Origin of the sequence: Streptomyces sindenensis, assembly GCF_014649035.1 — a bacterium.
GTDB lineage: Bacteria > Actinomycetota > Actinomycetes > Streptomycetales > Streptomycetaceae > Streptomyces > Streptomyces sindenensis.
In genome coordinates, this window is sequence record NZ_BMSG01000044.1 from 1 (window position 1) to 20,970 (window position 20,970).

At 70.4% G+C, this 20,970-nt stretch carries 14 protein-coding genes and 4 pseudogenes; 9 read left to right on the forward strand and 9 right to left on the reverse strand.

From position 1 onward, the window contains the following. Both IE145_RS30600 and IE145_RS30605 read right to left on the reverse strand, forming a co-directional pair. Positions 1 to 856 (reverse strand): APC family permease (locus tag IE145_RS30600; protein ID WP_189528713.1); only part of this gene is annotated, 856 nt, incomplete at its 3' end. A gap of 192 nt (positions 857 to 1,048) precedes the next feature. Continuing rightward, a pseudogene (locus IE145_RS30605) lies at positions 1,049 to 2,451 on the reverse strand (NAD(P)-binding domain-containing protein). Positions 2,452 to 2,957: 506 nt separating this feature from the next. Here IE145_RS30605 and IE145_RS30610 point away from each other — a divergent pair. Together IE145_RS30610 and IE145_RS30615 are read left to right on the forward strand one after the other, a co-directional pair. Then, positions 2,958 to 3,332: an ArsR/SmtB family transcription factor gene (locus IE145_RS30610; protein WP_029181934.1), complete on the forward strand. Its 375-nt coding sequence runs from the start codon at positions 2,958 to 2,960 to the stop codon at positions 3,330 to 3,332. 27 nt (positions 3,333 to 3,359) lie between these two features. Beyond that, entirely contained in the window at positions 3,360 to 3,866 is a 507-nt protein-coding gene (locus tag IE145_RS30615) for a GNAT family N-acetyltransferase (protein WP_189528683.1), read from the forward strand. Between the two features lie 94 nt (positions 3,867 to 3,960). On the opposite strand, the pseudogene IE145_RS33600 reads toward IE145_RS30615, so the two are convergent. From IE145_RS33600 to IE145_RS30625, 4 genes and pseudogenes are all read right to left on the reverse strand, one after another. Further along, positions 3,961 to 4,053 (reverse strand): annotated as a pseudogene (locus IE145_RS33600) (MarR family transcriptional regulator); the annotation flags it as partial. Between the two features lie 231 nt (positions 4,054 to 4,284). Next, a pseudogene (locus tag IE145_RS33605) lies at positions 4,285 to 4,532 on the reverse strand (FAD-binding protein); the annotation flags it as partial. Then, the gene (gene arsB, locus IE145_RS30620; RefSeq protein ID WP_189528684.1) at positions 4,529 to 5,644 is read right to left on the reverse strand and encodes an ACR3 family arsenite efflux transporter; all 1,116 of its coding nucleotides are present in this window, start codon (positions 5,642 to 5,644) and stop codon (positions 4,529 to 4,531) included. The pseudogene IE145_RS33605 and the gene arsB, both read right to left, overlap by 4 nt. Next, positions 5,641 to 5,949, reverse strand: coding sequence for an ArsR/SmtB family transcription factor (locus tag IE145_RS30625; RefSeq protein WP_030329993.1), 309 nt, complete (start codon positions 5,947 to 5,949; stop codon positions 5,641 to 5,643). The genes arsB and IE145_RS30625 overlap by 4 nt, the downstream gene beginning before the upstream one ends. Positions 5,950 to 6,044: 95 nt before the next feature. On the opposite strand from IE145_RS30625, the gene IE145_RS30630 reads away from it, so the two are divergent. The 7 genes from IE145_RS30630 (at position 6,045) to IE145_RS30660 (ending at position 16,390) form a co-directional block, all read left to right on the forward strand. Next, positions 6,045 to 6,467 carry an arsenate reductase ArsC gene (locus IE145_RS30630; protein WP_189528714.1) on the forward strand — a complete coding sequence of 141 codons (423 nt, stop codon included), beginning with the start codon at positions 6,045 to 6,047 and terminating at the stop codon, positions 6,465 to 6,467. Beyond that, a complete protein-coding gene (locus tag IE145_RS33610) occupies positions 6,464 to 6,568 on the forward strand; it encodes an FAD-dependent oxidoreductase (protein ID WP_225976754.1) in 105 nt (34 codons plus the stop codon). Before IE145_RS30630 ends, IE145_RS33610 begins: the two co-directional genes overlap by 4 nt. Positions 6,569 to 8,371: 1,803 nt before the next feature. Next, positions 8,372 to 9,463, forward strand: coding sequence for a DUF1996 domain-containing protein (locus tag IE145_RS30640; protein ID WP_189528685.1), 1,092 nt, complete (start codon positions 8,372 to 8,374; stop codon positions 9,461 to 9,463). Positions 9,464 to 9,867: 404 nt separating this feature from the next. After that, complete coding sequence (locus IE145_RS30645; RefSeq protein ID WP_189528686.1) at positions 9,868 to 12,087, forward strand: pectate lyase-like domain-containing protein; 2,220 nt, start codon at positions 9,868 to 9,870, stop codon at positions 12,085 to 12,087. 187 nt (positions 12,088 to 12,274) lie between these two features. After that, positions 12,275 to 14,458: a discoidin domain-containing protein gene (locus tag IE145_RS30650; RefSeq protein ID WP_189528687.1), complete on the forward strand. Its 2,184-nt coding sequence runs from the start codon at positions 12,275 to 12,277 to the stop codon at positions 14,456 to 14,458. A 96-nt stretch (positions 14,459 to 14,554) separates the two neighbouring features. Continuing rightward, the gene (locus tag IE145_RS30655; protein ID WP_189528688.1) at positions 14,555 to 14,740 is read left to right on the forward strand and encodes a hypothetical protein; all 186 of its coding nucleotides are present in this window, start codon (positions 14,555 to 14,557) and stop codon (positions 14,738 to 14,740) included. Between the two features lie 642 nt (positions 14,741 to 15,382). Then, positions 15,383 to 16,390: a LacI family DNA-binding transcriptional regulator gene (locus IE145_RS30660; RefSeq protein ID WP_189528689.1), complete on the forward strand. Its 1,008-nt coding sequence runs from the start codon at positions 15,383 to 15,385 to the stop codon at positions 16,388 to 16,390. 100 nt (positions 16,391 to 16,490) lie between these two features. Here IE145_RS30660 and IE145_RS34115 read toward each other — a convergent pair. The 3 genes and pseudogenes from IE145_RS34115 to IE145_RS30675 form a co-directional block, all read right to left on the reverse strand. Beyond that, positions 16,491 to 16,739: pseudogene (locus IE145_RS34115) on the reverse strand (hypothetical protein); the annotation flags it as partial. Between the two features lie 33 nt (positions 16,740 to 16,772). Beyond that, complete coding sequence (locus tag IE145_RS30670) at positions 16,773 to 18,992, reverse strand: glycosyl hydrolase family 95 catalytic domain-containing protein (RefSeq protein ID WP_189528690.1); 2,220 nt, start codon at positions 18,990 to 18,992, stop codon at positions 16,773 to 16,775. Continuing rightward, positions 18,989 to 20,965, reverse strand: coding sequence for a beta-galactosidase (locus IE145_RS30675; protein WP_189528691.1), 1,977 nt, complete (start codon positions 20,963 to 20,965; stop codon positions 18,989 to 18,991). Before IE145_RS30675 ends, IE145_RS30670 begins: the two co-directional genes overlap by 4 nt. Positions 20,966 to 20,970 lie beyond the last annotated feature (5 nt).

The window sequence follows — 20,970 nt, forward strand, 5'->3', positions numbered from 1 at the left end:
AGCCGAGGGCGGCGACGGCCGCGCCGACGCGTACGACGGGGACGAGCCAGCCGGCGTCGGCCGCCCGGGCGGCGTCCGTGAGTGGGGCGGTGGCGGAGGCGAGCCCGCCGGGCCCGAGGACGAGGAGGACGGAGACGGCGACGAGGGCGTAGACGACGAGGGTGATGCCGAGGGCGATCGGGATGGCGCGAGGAATGGTGCGGGCCGGGTCGCGGGCCTCCTCGCCGAGGGTCGCGATGCGGGCGTAACCGGCGAACGCGAAGAACAGCAGCCCGGCCGCCTGCAGCACACCGGTGGCCGTGGCGTCCGCACCGATCCCCAGGCGGGCCGCGTCCACCCCGTCGGACGTCAGGGAGGCGGTCGCGACGGCGGCGAGCACCGCCAGGACGACCGCCACGATGCCGCGCGTGAGCAGGACGGACTTCTGGATGCCCGCGTAGTTGACGGCGGTCAGGGCCACCACGGCGGCCACCGCGATCGCGTGCGCCTGGCCCGGCCAGACGTAGGAGCCGACGGTCAACGCCATCGCCGCGCAGGAGGCGGTCTTGCCCACGACGAACGCCCACCCGGCCAGGTAGCCCCAGAAGGGGCCGAGCCGTTCGCGCCCGTAGGCGTAGGTGCCGCCCGAGGCCGGGTAGAGGGCGGCGAGCCGGGCGGAGGAGGTGGCGTTGCAGTACGCCACGACGGCGGCCAGGGCGAGGCCGAGCAGCAGGCCGGAGCCGGCGGCACGGGCGGCCGGGGCCAGCGAGGCGAAGATGCCGGCGCCGATCATCGACCCCAGCCCGATCATCACCGCGTCCGGCACGCCAAGGCGCCGCCGGAGTTCGTCCGGGAGCCCGACTGCGGGCGGAGGCATGCTGCTCACGGCGTTCTCTCCTTGCCGAATGCGCACCGCGGGCAGTTCGGCGGTGCGCGGGCACGATAGGCGATCGACCTGAACAGCACGCGGCTTGCCCCGCCTGTGGGCCGGGGTGCTGGTGTCGAGCGGGTCGCGCCTGGGCCTTCTTCGGTCAGCAGTTGGACCAGCTCGTCGGAGCGCCCCGGTTGGTCACGAGCTGCAGCAGCCGCCTGCTGGAGCCTCTTCGGCAGTTGCGCCGACCGTGGCGGGGGTGCCGAGCTGGGCGAGAGGCGGGGTGGTCGCGCAGCAGCCTTCGCTGTCCGTTTCCCTGGTGTCGGAGGTGTCGAAAAGGCCGGCTCCGCCGCAGACTCCGGTCTCGGGGAGGGTGAGTTCGACGCGGTCGGCGGAGGCGAGGTCGCCGGCGATCGCGGCGGCTACCGAGCGGACCTGCTCGTAGCCGGTCATCGCGAGGAACGTCGGGGCGCGGCCGTAGGACTTCATACCGACCAGGTATACGCCGGGTTCGGGGTGGGAGAGCTCGCGGTGGCCGTGGGGGTAGACGGTGCCGCAGGAGTGCTGGTTGGGGTCGATCAGTGGCGCGAGCTCGGCCGGGGCCTGGAGGCGCTCGTCGAGGTCCAGGCGCAGTTCGTTAAGGAAGGACAGGTCGGGGCGGAAGCCGGTCAGCACGATCAGCTCGTCGACGGAGTCCAGGCGGCGGCCGTCCTCGCCGACGAGGGTCAGGCGGCCGTCGGTGTCGCGTTCGACCGTTCGGTGCGGAAGCCGGTCACGGCGTCGGCGTGGCCCTCGTCGACTGCGGCCTTCGCTGCGAGGCCCAGGGCGCCGCGGGCGGGGAGCTGGTCGGCTTCGCCGCCGCCGAAGGTGGAGCCGGAGATGCCCCGGCGCAGGATCCAGACGCCCTTGGTGCCTGTGCCGTCCTTGGACTTGGCGAGGTCGGCGAGGTAGGCGAGGGCGGTGAACGCGGAGGCGCCGGATCCGATCACGGCGGTGCGCCTGCCTGCGTAGCGGGCGCGGGTGGCGGGGTTCTTGAGGTTCGGGACGCGGTAGGTGATCCGGTCGCTGGCCGCGTGTTCCCCGAGGGCGGCCAGGCCGCTGCCGCCGGCCGGGCTGGGTGTGGCCCATGTGCCGGAGGCGTCGATGACCGAGTGGGCGAAGATGCGTTCCTCGCGGCCGTCGGCGTGGGTGAGGTGCACGACGAAGGGCTGCTGCTCGCGGTCGGCGTCGACGATGCGGTCGCGGCCGGTACGCGAGACGCCGGTGACCGTGGTGCCGAGGCGGACCCGGTGGCCGAGGGTGTCGGCGAGCGGCTGGAGGTACTGCTCGGCCCAGTCGCCGCCGGAGGGATAGGTGTCAGGGTCGGGGCGGGTCCAGCCGGTGGAAGCGAGGAGCTTCTCGGCAACCGGGTCGATGACCTCGCCCCAGGTGGAGAACAGTCGCACGTGAGCCCACTCGCGCACTGCGGCGCCGGCCTGCCGGCCGGCTTCCAGAACGAGGGGTTCGATGCCCTGGTCGAGCAGGTGGGCGGCGGCGGCCAGGCCGGAGGGGCCTGCTCCGATCACGGCGACGGGCAGCTCGGGGGTGGCGGGCACGTTCACGGTGGCTCCTTGCGTGGTTCGACATCTGTCGATGGCTTGCGCGGCCCAGCGTCGCACCTGTATTGATGGGTGTCAACATAGACATCTATCGAATTCGTCGGATGGTTCACGGAGCACATCAACGCGCCGTCATCGGTGGCGGCCAGTCCGGACTCGCCACCGCCCGCGCGCTGCTGGGTCGCGGGCTGCGGCCGATGGTGGTGGAGGCGTCCGACCGTGCGGCCGGATCGGGGCGGCGCTCCTACGACAGCCTCACGCTGTTCTCGCCGGCCCGGTGCAACTCCCTGCCCTCTATGCCGGTCCCGGCGCCGACCGGGACCGCTGCCCGCATCGCGACGAGGCCGTCGCCTACCTCACCGGCTGTGCCGACCGTCTGGACGCCGGCATCTGCGTCGCTGCACGGTGTCGGCCGGGAGGCGGAGCAGATCGCCCGGCGCGTGGCCGCCCGGCTCGTGTGCCGATGGCGACCCTCCCCAGGCTGGTTCGACGTGTGTCAACATAGGCTTATGTCGAATGTGCAGGAGCTGCCGCTCCTCGACCCCACGGGTGGCCAGGGTGTGGTGCCGTGCTGCCCGCCGCTGACCGAGCGCCCCATGAGTGCCACGGAGGCCGAAACCGCTGCGCGGATGTTCAAGGCGCTCGGTGACCCGGTGCGGCTGCGGCTCTTCTCCGCCGTCGCCTCGCACGAGGGCGGGGAGGCGTGCGTGTGCGACATCTCCGACGTCGGCGTCTCCCAGCCCACCGTCTCCCACCACCTGAAGAAGCTCAAGGAGGCCGGTCTGCTCACCTCCGAGCGGCGCGGCACCTGGGTGTACTACCGGGTCGAGCCATCGGTGCTCGCGGCGATGGGCCAGTTGCTGGCCATGCCGGCCGCGGCCTGACAGTCGTACGGAAAGGGGGCGGGCGCAATGAGCGGGGTACTGAGTGCCGTGGCCGTGCCACTGGCGGCGGAGCACGCCGAGCAGGTGCTGGCGATCTACCAGGCGGGTGTCGACGAAGGGAACGCCACCTTCGAGACCACCGCCCCGGCGTGGGAAGCGTTCGACGCGGCGAAGCTGCCCGAGCACCGCTTCGCCGCCGTCGAGGGGAACGGGAAGGTGCTGGGGTGGGTTGCGGCGAGCCGGGTTTCCGACCGCTGCTCGTACGCGGGGGTGGTCGAGCACTCCGTCTACGTCCATCCGGCGGCTCGCGGTCGCGGGATCGCTTCCACCCTGCTCAGGGCGCTGATCGAATCGACCGAGCGGGCCGGTATCTGGACCGTCCAGTCCGGGATCTTCCCCGAGAACGCCGCCAGCCTCGCCGTGCATGAGCGGGCCGGCTTCCGGGTCATCGGCACGCGGGAGCGGATCGGGCGCCATCACGGCGTCTGGCGCGATGTCGTCCTTGTCGAGCGCCGCAGCCCGGCCATCACTTGAGCGTCAGCTCGACTGTAAGGTCTTATGTGCGGCATCGCGGGCAGGGCGACCGACGCCGATGAGTGTGGCTGACGCCGGGCCGGTCCGGTCCCTGAGCCGAGCCGCTCCAGTATCCGATCGGCTGAGTGGCCAGCATGTCATCGGTGGCGGCAGGGTTCGCCGGTGCCTGGTCAGCGGTCGTAGCCATCAGCGATTCCGTGATCGCGACGCTACATTTTCCCCGGAGCGCTGAACCACCGGAATGGACTATTCACTGCAACTCGTCCTGGGTGTGAGCCGGAACGCCGACCACCGTCATCCTCAGGGCCGCCGCGGCCTCACGACATCCGACCCGGCCCGACGCGGCGACTGCTGACGACCGCTCGCCCCCCGCGGCCAGCTGGTCGATTCACGAAACCGCACTGGATTATTAGGACGTCGGGAAGGAAGGGCGCGTCCAGTTGCTCGTGGCGCTGATGACCGCACGGGCTCGCCAGGTGCCCGCGTCGGCCTTGACCCGGAGCGTCGCGGCGCACGGCGCCCGCGCGGGCGCCGTGCAGGATGGTCAGGTGCGTAGCGCTTCTCGTAGTCGGCGAGGTAGTCGAGGCCGCGTCAGCGCAGGTGGTAGCCGGCGGCAAGCCCTGCCTGGCCGCCGCCGACCACCACCACGTCCGTGTGCTGGGTCACGGGGCGGTCGTCACCGTGCCCGGGGAGAACTTCCGTCGCCAGGCGAGCGCGACGTAGACCAGGCCGATCAGGACCGGGACTTCGATGAGCGGTCCGACGACGCCGGACAGGGCCTGGCCGGAGGTGACGCCGAAGGTGGCGATGGCGACCGCGATGGCCAGCTCGAAGTTGTTGCCCGCCGCGGTGAACGCCAGGGTCGTGGTGCGGTCGTAGGCCAGGCCCAGGCCCTTGCCGAGGAGGAACGTGCCGAAGAACATGACCGCGAAGTACACCAGCAGCGGCAGCGCGATCCGGGCCACGTCCAGCGGCTGCGAGGTGATGGTCTTGCCCTGGAGGGCGAAGAGGATGACGATCGTGAACAGCAGCCCGTACAGGGCCCACGGGCCGATCATCGGCAGGAACTTCGCCTCGTAGTCCTCGCGGCCCATCTTCTGCTCGCCGATGCGGCGGGTCAGGAAGCCGGCCAGCAGCGGGATGCCGAGGAAGATGATCACGTTCAGTGCGATGTGCCAGACGGACACGTCCAGGCCCTGGCCGTCGCCGAGGTTCATCCACCGGGGCAGCAGGTCGAGGTAGAACCAGCCGAGCAGGCCGAACGCGATCACCTGGAAGACGGAGTTCAGGGCGACCAGGACGGCGGCGGCCTCACGGTCGCCGCAGGCGAGGTCGTTCCAGATGATGACCATGGCGATGCACCGGGCGAGACCGACGATGATCAGACCGGTGCGGTACTCGGGCAGATCCGGCAGGAAGATCCACGCCAGGGCGAACATCACCGCCGGGCCGACGATCCAGTTGATGACCAGCGAGGAGACCAGGAGCTTGCGGTCGCTGGTCACGCGGTCGAGCCGGTCGTAGCGGACCTTCGCCAGGACCGGGTACATCATCGCGAGCAGGCCGAGGGAGATCGGCAGGGAGATCCCGCCGATCTCGATCTTCGCGAGCGCGTCGTTCATCCCCGGGATCAGGCGGCCCAGGCCCAGACCGACGGCCATGGCGAGCAGAATCCACACCGCGAGGCAGCGGTCGAGGGTTGAAAGCTTCCTTACGATCGAGTCGCCGCCCCCACCGCCCTTCGGAGCGGAGGCGGTGGTGGGCTCGGTGGCGGTCACGGGCAGGCCCTCTTGTTCTCGGCGGCGGTGCGGGCCGAGGCAGCGAGCTCGGCGAACTGCTCGGACAGGCCGGCCAAGACCTCGGGCTTGAGCTTGTAGTAGGTGAAGCGGCCGCACGGCTCGGTCTCCACGATCCCGGCCTCGCGCAGCACCTTCATGTGGTTGGACAGATTGGTCTGCTTGGCTCCGGTCTCCTCGACCAGGTGCGTCGTGCAGAGCGTTTCGCGCGCGAGCAGGGTCACGATCTTCAGGCGGAGCGGATCGCCCAGCACCCGGATCACATCAGGATCGACTGAAGTCAGCATGCGCTGATACTCTCACATCACTATCTGCTGATACCAGCAGGGGCTGAAGTCATTGGCGGCTGGGTTCCGCCATGCGACGAGAGAGAGCGATCACCATGGCCGACAAGCCGTCCGTCCTGTTCGTCTGCGTCCACAACGCCGGCCGCTCCCAGATGGCCGCCGCGTGGCTGACCCACCTGGCCGGCGACCGCGTCGAGGTCCGCTCCGCAGGCTCCAACCCCGGCGACCGGGTCAACCCGGCCGCCGTCGAGGCCATGGCCGAGGTCGGCATCGACATCTCCGCCGAGACGCCGAAGATCCTCACCGTCGACGCGGTCCGCGAGTCGGACGTCTGCATCACCATGGGCTGCGGCGACACCTGCCCCGTCTTCCCCGGCAAGCGCTACCTCGACTGGAAGCTGGAGGACCCGGCCGGCCAAGGCGTCGAGGCCGTCCGCCCGATCCGCGACGAGATCAAGACCCTGGTCGAGGGCCTGATCGCCGAGATCGCCCCGGCGAAGCCGGAGGTGACGGCGTGAGTGGGATACGCGACGTCGTCATCATCGGCTCCGGCCCCGCCGGATACTCCGCCGCGCTCTACGCCGCCCGAGCCCAGCGGCGGGCCCCTGCTTTCGGTTAGCGGCATCGTCATCGGTGGCTCCCTCACGACCACCACCGAGGTCGAGAACTTCCCCGGTCTCCCCGACATGGTCTCCGCGACGGGTATGCCGAGCCGGGACGGGGGCTCGCCACTCTCGAGGCTGCGCCATGGCGGGCGACTGGCGAGACCGGTCACGGGCCGTTGGTTCCGTGCTGCGGATGGGCCGGCGCGAAAGGAGACCCTGATCGACCTCGGTGGACGGCTGACGCTCTTTCCGGCCCGCGCTTCCCTTCGCTCGGTGCCCGGTTTCCTTCACCGCCCCGAGCAGGACTGAGCTGGAGACGGCAACCGGCCGGCATCGACCGGTTGAGAGCGGCGACGCTGCGCCTGCTCGCCGGCGCCTCGCGGTTGGAGGAGGCCGCAACCCGGATGCGGGAGGCATGGCAGACCTCGCCGACGAGGTGTGGTTACCGGACAGAGCTGCCGTTGCCGAAGGCGCCCGAGCTCAACCCGGCAAAGTGTCTGTCCGGAACGGCGCGCAAGCTTTGCTCGGACCTGGCACCGGCGAGGTCACCCCAGAGCAAGATCACTTATGGGACAGCCCTCAGTGTCGGGCCATGTCCTCGATCAAGTGCCCGCGTTTACTGAAAACACGGTGCGTGCTGTGGCCGCCGTTCGTCGGCTTCGTGATGAGTGGCAGCCAGAGGCAGGGCGCGGTCGCGGCGCACGTTCCGGGTCTGTCCTCGCCCGGCGATGCGCTCCTCAGCGGAGGTGAGAGGGCTGGCGAGGGCAACGATCCCACCCGACCCCTGCGCGCGCCGCCAAGGGATTCCATCGCCGAAGTCGATAGGCGGGGCTATCCTCAGGGTTGCCTTAACGGAGTTTGGTGGACACCAACAAGGACAATGCCAACCGTCAGGTCCGGCTGTCGTTCCTCGGGTAACGCTGCCTCTGTCGCTGTCTCACTGTAGGAGTGATGTCCGGCCGCACCAAGGTGAGAGGCGCGGCTCCGGGCAGGGCCGGGGCGAGCGGCCGAGACGGCGACCGCGGCCTCCACGGCGGTGATGTGGTCCCGCAGCCCGGAGACGTCGGCCGGTGACGCGTGCCAGCGGGCTCGGAGAGCTGGGGTTTTCGCCGCACAGCGACGATGCATGGTTCGCGGGCGCGCCCTGGCGCGCTCCCGCTCTCAACGCGTCGCTACACGCTTGCGGGAGACCGACGGTGCCGATCACGCGGTGGTTCTGGCAGTGCACGAATTCCTCCCGCCCCGACCGTCGCGGCGTCGCACATACGTGAACGCGTGGCGCCAGGCGTCGCGAGGGCCTCCACGGTGCCGACGCCGCGCCCCTTCGTCGACGGGTGCCCAGGAAGGCATGGCCGCTTTGAGGTCTCGTCAGGTACGTGCTGAACACCACCCCGCCCAGCACGGACGGGCACGCCGCGCTGGGCGGGCGCTCCGGGTCGCGCGGGCTTGACCGACGGCTGGAGACGCGAGGCCCGGGTGCCTCCGGTGTGGATGATGCGGCGTCCGCCATGGGCGGTGTGCCCGAACCGCCGGTGAAAGCAAGGCAATTGGAGAGGGGCGCTCGACGTATTGACTACGACCAAGACGAACGCCATGGTACGGGAGAGCGCTCTCCCGAGTTCTCTCGCTCCAGCGGATGGTCGCTGTGCCCAACTTTGGCGTGCCTCTGACGGAGTCGACCACCCTCGAACCAGGCGGTGGGGCCCCAGTCGGCTCCGCCGCCCGCGCCACCACGCACCACGCAGAGATCTGTCCACCGAAGTCGCGTGCGTGTCCGCGTACACGCGCACGCCTCACCCCGCGTGCAGGAGATCCTCATGAGATCGAGTCCGAGAAGGCTTCCCGTACTTCTCGTCGGAACAGCACTCGTAGCCAGTGTCCTCGGTATCGGGACCATCGCCTCCGCTACGGACGCCGGCGCCCCTCCCGTCACCACCACTGCGGCCGCAGCGGACCACAGCGGTCACACCGCGGCGGTGTCCACCCGGGCATCAGGTGATGACGCCGACGGGGACGGCTACATCCCGGCCGTTCCCCAGGTCACCGGCGTCGTCCCGTCCACGGCCACCCCGCCCCCGGCCTACCATCACGAGTTCCAGGCCGGCTGCTCCGTCACCCACACCGCCCCGGACGACCCGATCGTCTACCCGGGTCAGTTCGGCAGGTCCCATGACCACACCTTCATGGGCAACACCACGACGGACGCGGCCAGTACCACTGGCTCGCTCTACGGAGGCGACACCTCCTGCAAGGTGCCCGTGGACGCCTCCGCGTACTGGATGCCCTCGCTCTACAAGGGCGATCAGAAGATTCTGCCCGTCGGCCCGCAGGTCATCTACTACAAAGCGGGCGTCACCGACTACCGGAGCGTGCGGCCCTTCCCCAAGGGGCTGCGGTTCGTCGTCGGCAATCCGATGCAGAGCGCCGAGGAGTTCCGCAGCCACAAGGGCTTCGTCGAGGGGTGGGAATGCGGTGAGAGCTTCTTCAACACCGACATCCCGGCGAACTGTCCCAGCAGGCCCGACGTGCAGCTGAACCTGCGCATGCAGGCACCCAGCTGCTGGGACGGAAAGTACCTGGACACCCCCGATCACCGGGCCCACATGGCCTACCCGGTCGTCAAGCCCGGAACCAACGACAACATGTGCCCGCCCTCCCACCCGGTCGCCCTGCCGATGATCGAGTTCAAGATGGCGTGGCCGGTCAACGGCGACATGAGCCAGGTACGTCTGGCGAGTGGCCGCGGCTACTCCTTCCACTACGACTTCTTCAACGCGTGGGAGGAGCGCACTCTCAAAGCCCTGGTCGACCATTGCATCGTCGGCGGCCTGCAGTGCGACACCCGCGGCTTCGACCTCTACCGCCCCGAACGCGGAGCCGCCCTGACCACCGACCACCGCCTGCCGTAGACCCGGCAGACCGCTCTGCCCCACAGCCCGGCCGCTTCCCGCCCTCTCCGGGACGCTGCCGGGCTGTTTCACGAGTCCGTCCCGCGGTACGACGGTCTGACCCCAACTCCCCGGTACCGGTGGGGAAGTGGGTGGCGAAGGCCGATGACAGCCCGGGGCGCCGGAGCCCCGGGCCGGACGCGCCGCGTTTCCGCAGGTGCGGACGAGGCCGTGCGGTCGGGCGACCGGGACGCCGTGCGTGCGTCGGCACCCGGCCGGGTGCCGACGCCACCCCCGTACAGAAGTAGCGGCTTAATAAAAGATGAAAGAAAAGGGCGGTCAGGGTCCTTGACCGTGACTGGCGTGACAGGCAAGGTTCCGGGAGAGCGCTCTCCCGTCGCAGATTGATTTCGAGGAGCACCCGCATGCCCGCAGTCGGCATATCCCCAACGGCCCCGGTGTCCCACGGCACCGGCCGCCGTACCCCCAGGCCGAGACCGGTGACCCGCGGCATCGTCGCCGCGATGGCCACCGCTCTGGCCGCTACCCTTCTCGCCTTCGTCCCCGCCACGCAGGCCGAGGCCGCACCCGTCCTGCTCTCGCAGGGCAAGCCGGTCACCGCGTCCAGCGAGGAGAACTACGGCACGCCGGCCACCGCGGCCGTCGACGGCAACGCCAACACCCGTTGGTCCAGCGCCGCTTCCGACCCGCAGTGGATCCGCGTCGACCTCGGCGCGACCACGCAGCTCAGCCAGGTCGTCCTGGACTGGGAGACGGCGTACGGCAAGGGCTACCGGGTCGAACTCTCGACCAACGGCTCCACCTGGTCGACCGCCTACCAGACCACCACCGGTGACGGCGGCAGGGACACCCTGAACATCAGCGGCGAGGCCCGCTACGTCCGGGTGTACGGCACCGCGCGCGGCACCGGATACGGCTTCTCCCTCTGGGAGTTCAAGGTGTACGGCGAGTCCGGCGGCACCGGCGGCCCGCAGCTGCCCGGCGGCGGCGACCTCGGCCCGAACGTGCACGTCTTCGACCCCTCGACGCCCAACATCCAGGCCAAGCTGGACGAGGTGTTCGACCAGCAGGAGGCCTCGCACTTCGGCAACGGGCGGCACCAGTTCCTCTTCAAGCCCGGCACCTACAACAACCTCAACGCCGAGATCGGCTTCTACACCTCGATCTCCGGCCTCGGCCTCAAGCCCGACGACACCACCATCAACGGTGACGTGACCGTCGACGCCGGCTGGTTCAACGGCAACGCGACGCAGAACTTCTGGCGGTCGGCCGAGAACCTGGCCGTCAACCCGGTCAGCGGCACCAACCGCTGGGCCGTCTCGCAGGCCGCGTCCTTCCGCCGCATGCACGTGAAGGGCGGCCTCAACCTGGCCCCGAACGGCTACGGTTGGGCCAGCGGCGGCTACATCGCCGACTCCAAGATCGACGGCCAGGTCGGCAACTACTCGCAGCAGCAGTGGTACACCCGCGAGAGCTCGATCGGCGGCTGGTCCAACTCCGTCTGGAACCAGACCTTCTCGGGCGTCGAGGGCGCACCCGCCACCTCGTTCCCGGAGCCCCGCTACACCACGCTCCCGACCACGCCGATCTCGCGCGAGAAGCCGTTCCTCTACCTCGACGGCGACACGTACAAGGTCTTCGTCCCGGCCAAGCGCACCAACGCGCGCGGCGTCTCCTGGAACGGCACCCCGCAGGGCACGTCGATCGGCCTGGACAAGTTCTACATCGTCAAGCCCGGCGCCACCGCCGCCACGATCAACCAGGCGCTGTCCCAGGGCCTCAACCTCCTCTTCACGCCCGGCATTTACCACGTCGACCAGACCATCGACGTGAACCGCGCGAACACGGTCGTCCTCGGCCTCGGCCTCGCGACGATCATCCCGGACAACGGTGTGACCGCGATGAAGGTCGCCGACGTCGACGGCGTCAAGCTGGCCGGCTTCCTGATCGACGCCGGTACGGTCAACTCCCCGACCCTGCTGGAGCTCGGCCCGCAGAACTCCTCCGCCGACCACTCCGCCAACCCCACCTCCATCCAGGACGTCTACGTCCGCATCGGCGGCGCGGGCGCGGGCAGGGCGACCACCTCCATCGCCGTCCACAGCGACGACGTGATCATCGACCACACCTGGGTGTGGCGCGCCGACCACGGTGAAGGCGTCGGCTGGGAGACCAACCGCGCCGACTACGGGGTCCGGGTCCACGGCGATGACGTGCTGGCCACCGGCCTCTTCGTGGAGCACTTCAACAAGTACGACGTCGAGTGGTACGGCGAGCGCGGCCGCACGATCTTCTACCAGAACGAGAAGGCGTACGACGCACCCGACCAGGCCGCCATCCAGAACGGTGACACGAAGGGCTATGCCGCCTACCGGGTCGACGACTCGGTCGACGTCCACGAGGGCTGGGGGATGGGCAGTTACTGCAACTACAACGTCGATCCGACCATCCGCCAGGACCACGGCTTCAAGGCCCCGGTGAAGCCGGGCGTGAAGTTCCACAGCCTGCTGGTGGTGTCGCTCGGCGGAATGGGCCATTACAACCACGTCATCAACAACACCGGAGCCTCCACGGTCCCGGCCGGCACCTCCACCGTGCCGTCCATGGTGGTCTCCTTTCCCTGATCCGTCCCACGCGGTGCACCACTGACCTGCGGAGGACGACTCCCGGGCCGGGCCTGACCCCGGCCCGGGACACCTCCCTGCTCCACCTGCCTGGCTCTCTCCCCACGGACGGCCGCCGTCCTCCCCGACGGCGGCCGTCCGCGTCCCCTGACCCTCTCCATCCCCCTCACCCTCTTCAGGAGCCGCAATGCCTGCCTTGCCCCACCACCGCACACCCGCCCCGCCCTCCCTCCGCGGACCCGCGCTCACCCTGACCCTCGCCGCCCTGCTCGCCTCCTCCCTCACCGTGATGGCCGCGCCCACCGAGGCGCACGCCGCCGACCCCCTGATCTCCCAGGGCAAGCCCGCCACCGCCTCCTCGCAGGAGGGTGACGGTCTCTCCGCCGCTCACGCCGTCGACGGGAACCTCACCGGTACCCGCTGGTCCAGCCAGTGGTCCGACCCGCAGTGGATCCGGATCGACCTGGGCAAGCGGTCCGACCTGAGCCGGGCCGTGCTGACCTGGGAGGGCGCCTACGGCAAGGCATACGAGATCCAGGCCAGCGACAACGGCACCGACTGGACCACTCTGAGGAAGGTCACCGACGGCGACGGGGGCACCGACGACCTCGCCCTCACCGGCTCCGGCCGCTATGTCCGGATGCTCGGCACCGCCCGCCCCGGCGGATACGGCTACTCCCTCTGGGAGTTCCAGGTCTACGGCACCCAGGGTGACACCCCGCCCCCGGCCGGCGGCGCCGTCAAGGTCACCGGGGGCCAGGGCGCGTGGCAGCTCACCGTCGGAGGACAGCCCTACACCGTCAAAGGCCTGACCTGGGGGCCGTCCATGGCGGACGCTCCGAGGTACATGCCCGACCTGAAGTCGATGGGCGTCAACACCGTCCGCACCTGGGGCACGGACGCGAGCACCAAGCCGCTCCTCGACGCGGCCGCCGCGAACGGTCTGCGCGTCATGAACGGTTTCTGGCTCCAGCCCGGCGGTGGCCCCGGCAGCGGCGGCTGCGTGAACTACGTCACCGACACCGCGTACAAGTCGACGATGCTCACCGAGATCGCCAAGTGGGTCGAGACCTACAAGGACCATCCCGCGACCCTCATGTGGAACGTCGGCAACGAGTCCGTCCTCGGCCTCCAGAATTGCTACAGCGGCACCGAACTGGAAGCCCAGCGCAACGCGTACACGACCTTCGTCAACGACGCCGCCAAGAGGATCCACTCCATCGACGCCGACCATCCGGTGACCTCCACCGACGCATGGACGGGCGCCTGGCCGTACTACAAGCGCAACGCCCCCGACCTCGATCTGTACTCGATGAACGCCTACGGGGACATCTGCGGCGTCCACCAGGACTGGGTGGAGGGCGGCTACACCAAGCCCTACATCATCACCGAGACCGGCCCCGAGGGTGAGTGGGAGGTGCCGGACGACGCCAACGGCGTACCCGACGAGCCCACCGACGTACAGAAGCGCGACGGCTACACCAAGGCCTGGGACTGCATCACGGGACATCAGGGCGTGGCCCTGGGCGCGACCCTCTTCCACTACGGCCTCGAACACGACTTCGGCGGCGTGTGGTTCAACCTGGTCCCCGACGGCCTGAAGCGGCTGTCGTACTACTCGGTGAAGAGGGCGTTCACGGGCTCCAACGCCGGCGACAACCTGCCGCCGGTCATCAGCGGCATGACGGTGACACCGGCCGGGTATGCGCCGGCGGGAGGGGAGTTCACCGTACGGGCGGACGTCCGCGACCCCGAGAACGACCCGGTGACGAACAAGATCTTCCTCAGCGGCAACTACGCCAACGGCGACAAGCGACTCGTTCCGGCGCAGTTCCGGTCCACGGGCAACGGCACGTTCGCGGTCACCGCACCCGAGAAGCTCGGCGTGTGGAAGGTCTACATCCAGTCGGAGGACGGGAAGGGCAACGCGGGCATCGAGACGAAGTCGGTCAAGGTCGTCGCGCCGCCGATGACCGGCACCAACGTGGCCCTCGGCAAGCCGACCACAGCTTCCAGCTCGCAGGCGTCGTACGGTGACTGCCCCTGCCCGCCGGAACGCGCCACGGACGGCCGGCTCGACACCCGCTGGGCCAGCGACTGGAGCGACCCGCAGTGGATAGCGGTCGACCTCGGCGCACGGACGCCCGTCCGCACGTTGCAGCTGGTGTGGGACCCGGCGTACGCCAAGTCGTACGAGGTCCAGGTCTCGGACGACGGCACGTCCTGGCGTACGGTCCACACCACGACGACCGGAAACGGTGACGTGGACACCATCGCGCTGGCCGAAACGGCCCGCCACGTACGGCTCCAGCTCACCGCACGCGGCACGGGCTGGGGCTACTCACTGCACGAGTTCGGCGTCTACAGCTGATCAGCTCGAAGCCTCGGAGCACATCACCCAGGAGGTTGAGGCGGCTGATCGACGTGATGCGGTGCCGGCTCGGGCGGAGGCAGGTGAAGGTCCGAGATGGCACCGCTGAGCGCAGACGCCCGGTCGGCACCGACCTCGCCGTCGCCGTCGCCGTCGATCAGCGCGTCGATCTCCCCGCACGCGGACCGGCTCCCCTCCGAGTCGGGCCGCCAGCCGTTGGCCCCGGTAGCGAAGGCCGAATCCGTCGTGCTGGTCTTCGGCACGGCCATGTCGTCGACGTAGACCTTGAGGGACGTCCCCGGCCTCGATCCTCACCCGGTGGGTCTGGCCGACCGCCCTCGTCAGCCGGGCCGTCGCCAGCGGTGTCCGTTCGTCGCCCGTCGCCTTGCCGAGGACCAGGCCCTTGACGGTCAGGTCGGCGTAGTAGCCGTGGAAGCCCTCGGTGCCGGTGCCGGTGCCCGGTCGCGAGACACGGAAGGCGAGGCCCGATGTGCTCCGGCTGTGCCGCAGGGTCACGTCGGCCTCGTAGACCAGGTCCGAGAAGTCGGTGTCCTGCAGCGAGAGACCACGGGAGGAGGACATGGCGGAGCACGCTCCGCGCTCGGGAGTCCAGTCGGCGCCACCGTACGTGCGCCAGCCGACCGCGTTGCCGTCGTCGAAGTTGTCCTTGACCCTCATGGTGACCGGACGGATCGTGCCGTCCTCGTTGAAGTGGATCCGGTCGTAGGCCAGGGTCCGGTGGTTGCCATCGGTCTCGCTCAGCAGAATCGAAGCGCTTCGACTCCTCTCTGGACAGTGATTGAGGGCGAGTCTAGGCTTCACGATGTCTGTGCATGTCAGGGTGCGAAGGGGAGCACCGTCAGGCGCTGTCGAAGCGCTTCGCCTGCCCTCCCTTGTGGTCGCCATCTGTAGGGGAGAAGCCGAATGGTCACGCTTGCCGAGGTCGCCCAGCACGCCGGAGTGTCCGCGAGCACGGTGAGCTACGTCCTCAGCGGCAAGCGGTCGATCTCCGCCTCCACCCGAAAACGGGTCGAGCACAGTATCCAGCAGCTGGGCTACCACCCCAACGCCGGCGCCCGTGCCCTCGCCAGCAGCAGGTCCAACATCATCGCGCTGATGGTGCCCCTGCGCACGGACATGTACGTGCCCGTGATGATGGAGATCGCCATGGCCGTCGCCACCAGTGCCCGTACGCACGGCTACGACGTCCTCCTGCTCACCGGCGAGGAGGGGCCGGCGGCCGTCCGGCGGATCGCGGGGAGTTCTCTGGCGGACGCGATGATCCTGATGGACGTCGAACTGCACGACGAGCGGCTGCCGCTGCTCCGTGAGTCGGGCCGGACCGCCGTCCTGATCGGCCTGCCGGCCGAGACCGGTGGGCTGACCTGTGTCGACCTCGACTTCGAGGCGACCGGTGCACTCTGCGTGGAGCATCTTGCCGCACTCGGACACCGCGAGGTGGCGGTGATCGGCGAGGCGGCCGCCGTCTACGAGCGGCACACCGGCTTCGCGGAACGGACCGTGGACGGCGTACGGGCGAAGGCGCGGGAGACCGGGATGAGGATCCTGCACCGTCCCTGCGAGGGCGGGTACGCGGCGACGGCCGGCACACTGGGCCGCGTCTTCGACGAACGGCCCGGAACGACCGGCTTCATCGTGCAGAACGAGGCCGCGGTCGAGCCTCTGCTCAACCTGCTCCAGCAGCAGGGACGAGCGGTGCCGGAGGACGTGTCCGTCGTGGCCGTCTGCCCCGAGCAGGTGGCCACGCAGGCCTCGGTGCGGCTCACCTCCGTGGCCATCCCGGCACAGGAGATGGGGCGCCGCGCAGTGGAACAGGTGGTCGCGAAGCTCGCCGGCCGGGGCACCGACGAGGTGGAACTGCTGGAGCCCGTCCTCACGGTGCGAGCGAGCACGGGACCGGCTCCGGCCTGAGTGACGACAGGGCCGGGCAGACCGCCGAAGCGGCCGGCGGGCGGCCCCACCAGCCCTTGGTGTCCTTGATCCACTTCAGGATCGGCAGGATGTCGACGGTGCCGCCGGTGTTCGGGTGGTTCGCCGTCACGCCCCAGTTGCTCGACGAGTCGGCCCAGATGGACTGGCTGCCCGCCCCGGAGCCCCAGATGTTGTTGTAGAGGATGTAGTCGTCGGACGTGGTGTAGTTGCCCCACCGCTCCGACGAGGTCCAGATCGCGGCGTGGGCCGGAGCCGCCGAGAAGCCGATCAGCGCGGCCACGGCTGCCGTCGAGGCCGGCAGGAGCCTGCTCAGGGTGGAATGTGCCACGGGGTGTTCCTTCCCTGCGGGGATGGAGGAGTGCTACCGCCGCCCCAGGGTGAGGACGCGGTCCACGCCGGCTGTCAGCTCCAGCGGAGCCGGGGGGTTTCCGGCGGAGGTCCCGATGAGTGCGTGCCTGTCACCCGTACGCAGATCGACCCGGGCGTCACGGGTGGGGCGCAGCACGGCGGTGGCACCGTCCTGCGACCACCGCAGGTCGAGGTGTGAGCCGAACCGCGTTCTTACGCCGAGGAGTTCGCCTGCCGCGTACGCCGCCGGGACTGCCGGCAGCAGCACCAGGCGGCCGGGCGCGGACTGGACGAGCGACTCGATCACGGCGGCGGGCAGGCTGTGGGCCGCGTCCGCGTTGTAGACGTTCCGGGACGGGTAGTGCGCGCTCATCAACGAGTCGTGGAAGAAGTCTCCGCCCAGTACCGCGTCCAGTGCCGCCGACACCCGGGAGGGGTCCCGCAGCCGGGCGGCGATCAGCGCGTGGTGCAGATGTCCGTGGGCGGAGTCGTTCTCCGAGCCGCGCAGTTCCAGGGCGCGGTGTGCGGCCGCGGCCAGCTCCGGGGTGTCGTACGGGTTGATCGCGTCCAGCGGCCACACCGGATAGAGGTGGCTCAGATGGCGGTGGTCGTACGTCTCCCGCAGGCCCGGCCACGCCCACTCGGCGAGCGCCCCGTCCTCGTTCACGCGGTACGCCGGGAGCCGGGCCGCGCGTGACCGCCACCGTCCGGCGGACGGGTGCCCGGGGGCGTGTCCGGCGGCCGTCGTCAGGGCGTGGCGGGCCGCGGCGATGTCCATCGTCGCGTTCACCGTCACCCAGCTCGCGTTGGCCGGCCGGTTCTCGGGGGAGTACGAGGGCACCACCGCGAGGTTCCCGTCCGGGTCCTCACGGCTGAGGAAGTCCTCGTAGAACAGCGCCGCTTCGACGAGCGCGCCGGTCAGAGCGGCGTCCGGGGTGCCCGTCGTGACCTCGGCGTGTTCCAGCAGCGGCTGCAGCAGCCAGTCGGCTCCCGCTGTCCACAGATGCAGCGGATAGGCGCGCTGGAAGTGTCGTGTGTGGCCCGACGCGCCGTCCGTGTGGGAGGGCGCGACGATGCCCCGCGCTCCGAAGAGCGCCCGGGCGTTGTCCTGCCAGTCGGACAACTGCCCGTGCACGAGGGACGCGTGGGCCTCGGTGACCTCCGGGAGCGCGGCTGCCGCGGCGGAGGCGACCTGGAGGTTGAGGTTGGCGTTCGTGGTGAAGGCCCCGGACCAGGCCGTGTCCCAGTCGCCGGTCCACAGACCGGTCAGCCGGGGCGGCAGCGCCCCCGAGGAGGACAGCAGGTGGTAGCGGCCCGCCGCGAAGAGCCGCTCCAGGAGCGCGGGGGACTTCGGTCTGCGCAGCAGCTCGCTGCCGGGCAGCTCCCGCTCCGGCGCCGCGTCCCGCAGCGTGAAGGAGGCACGCCCGTACGCGGTCCGGTGCGGCGGCCGGTGGCGCTCCAGAAGGGTGGCGTAGTCCTCGCGAGGCAGAGCCGCCCACAGCTTCCCGGGGTCGGGGTGGTCGGCCCCCCTGACGACCCGGGTCGTCAGGGTGAGGCTCCGTGCCCCCTCGATCCGGATGCCCTCGCCGGCCACGGAGACACGGCCGCCGTCCACCCGCGCCACGGTGACGCCCGTGTACCCCAGCCCGCTGTCCGGATAGCCCACCCGCAGAGCCAGGCGCGCACCGTCCGGGGTCAGGACCGCGCAGCGGCCGACCGCCAGCCGCGCGGGGGCGCCGGGCAGCGCGTGGTCCAGGACGATGTCCGCGGTCAGTCCGAGGTCCGTGATGTGCTGCACGATCACGTCGTCGGCCCGTGACACGAAGACGCTGCTCCTCCATGCCTCGTACGACGCGGTCACCTCGCCCGACGTGAAGTCGACCTCGCGCCGGTATCCGGCGCCCGCCTCGTGCGGCCCCCGTGCGCGGCGCACGCACGTCCGGAACGCCGGGTGGAAGGGCTGCACCCACACCAGCGGGCGGCCGGCGCCGAAGTCCTCCGCGGCCGTCGTGTCCCCGGACAGGAGCGCGTCCTGGAGGCGGTGGAGCCGGTCGGCGAGCTCCGGCGGACGCAGGTCCTCGCTGCCGTTGGGCCGCACCAGGAAGTGGTGGTTGACGATCACCCGGTCGTCGGCCGGGTCTCCGTAGACCATCGCCCCGTGACGGCCGTTCCCGCTGAGGAACGCGTCTTCCCAGCGGGCGGCCGGACGGGGTTCCCACGTGCCGTCGATCATGCCGGGACGTCTTTGAGCACGGCGACGCCGTAGCGGTCCAGCTCCACCCCGCCGTCGGCCTCGGCCCCCGTGAGCAGGTCGAGGTGGCGGCCCGGCAGCTCCACCACGGCCGGTGCCCGGCCGTGGTTCAGCAGGAAGAGCAGCTCGCCGCGCCGCACCGCCTCGACGCCGGAGGGCAGTCCTTCCAGCACGGGGCGTACGCCGGCCTCGGCAGCCGCCCGGGCGAGCAGGTCCCGCAGCGACCCGGGCTCGGGCAGCGTCGAGACGTACCACGCGCCGCCCTTGCGGAGCACCGCGGGAAGACCGTCCAGCTCGCCCTCCCGGTAGGCGGCCACCGTCTCCGCGCTGCCGTCGGGTTCCAGCTCCTCCGACCACAGCGTGCCCCGGAAACCGTCGCACGCGACCGTCGCTCCCGCGTCCAGCGGCCACCACTCGTGCACCGTACGGATACCGAACAGCTCACGCAGTCTGCCGTCCATGCCACCCGGCCTGATCCGGTCGTCGACGTCCGCGACTCCGGTGAAGAACCCGCACACGAGGGTGCCGCCCCCTCGCACATACGCGACGAGGTTGTCGATCGCCGCGTCACCGAGGAGGTGGAGCTGAGGCACGAGCACCAGCCGGTACGCGCTCAGATCCGCCTCGGGGCGGGCGAACTCCATGCCGACACCGCTGTCCCACAGCCCCCGGTGCCAGGCCCGCAACAGCTCCGGGTACGACACGAGGCGGGACGGCCGGCCCTCCTGGGTGCTCGACCACCACGCGTCCCAGTCGTGCAGCACGGCGACCTCGGCCGGTACCTCGGTGCCGGTCACCTCGGCGCCGATCAGCGCGAGTTCGGCGCCGATGCGCTTGACCTCCCCGAAGGTGCGGCCACTCTCACCGGCGTGGCTCAGCATCCCGGAGTGGAACTTCTCGGCCCCCTGCCGGGACTGCCGCCACTGGAAGTAGCAGAGCGCGTCCGCGCCTCTCGCCACCGACTGGAGCGACCAGAGCCGGTTGAGGCCGGCGGGTTTGGGACGGTTGACGCCACGCCAGTTCACCGACCCGGCCGCCTGTTCCATCACCATCCACGGCCCTCGGGCCTGCGAGCGGGTCATGTCGGCCAGCATCGCGTTGTACTGTCCGGCGCGCGGGTCCGTCGGGTCCGGGTAGATGTCGACGGAGACGATGTCCTCCTGCTCCGCCCAGGCCCAGGCGTCCTGGCCCGACCACAGCGGCATGAAGTTGGTCGTCACCGGGATGTGCGGGGTGTGCCGGGCGACGATGTCCCGTTCGGCGGTGTAGCACTCCATCAGGGCGTCGGAGGTGAAGCGTTTGAAGTCCAGTTCCTGGGCCGGATTCCGCGTGTACTGCGCCTTGCGCGGCGGCAGGATCTCCGCCCAGGTGTCGTAGCGCTGGCTCCAGAACGCCGTGCCCCAGGCCTCGTTCAGCGCCTCCAGGGTGGTGTACCGGGAGGCCAGCCAGCGTCGGAAGTGCGCGCCGGTCTCGTCGCACCAGCAGTGCGTGCAGTACTCGTTGTTGATGTGCCACATGGTCAGCGCGGGATGACCGGCGTACCGTGCCGCGAGGTCCTCCGTGAGGGCTGCCGCACAGCGCCGGTACACCGGTGAGCTGGGGCAGAAGTGCTGCCGGGAGCCGTAGTTGACGACCGAGCCGTCCTCGGTGCGGGGCAGTGTCTCCGGGTGCAGGGCCCCCATCCACGGCGGTGGCGAGGAGGTCGGGGTGGCGAGGACGACGCCGATGCCGCCTGCGTGCAGGAGGTCCAGCAGCCGGTCCAGCCAGTCGAACTCCCGGACGCCGGGGCGGGGTTCGATCTTCGCCCAGGAGAAGACACCGACGGTCGCGGAGTTGACCCCGGCCTCCTTCATCAGCCGGACGTCGTCGGCCCACACCTCTTCGGGCCACTGCTCGGGGTTGTAGTCGCCTCCGAAGAGGAGGCGGCCACGGGTGGCGTCGTGCAGGGACGGCATGGATG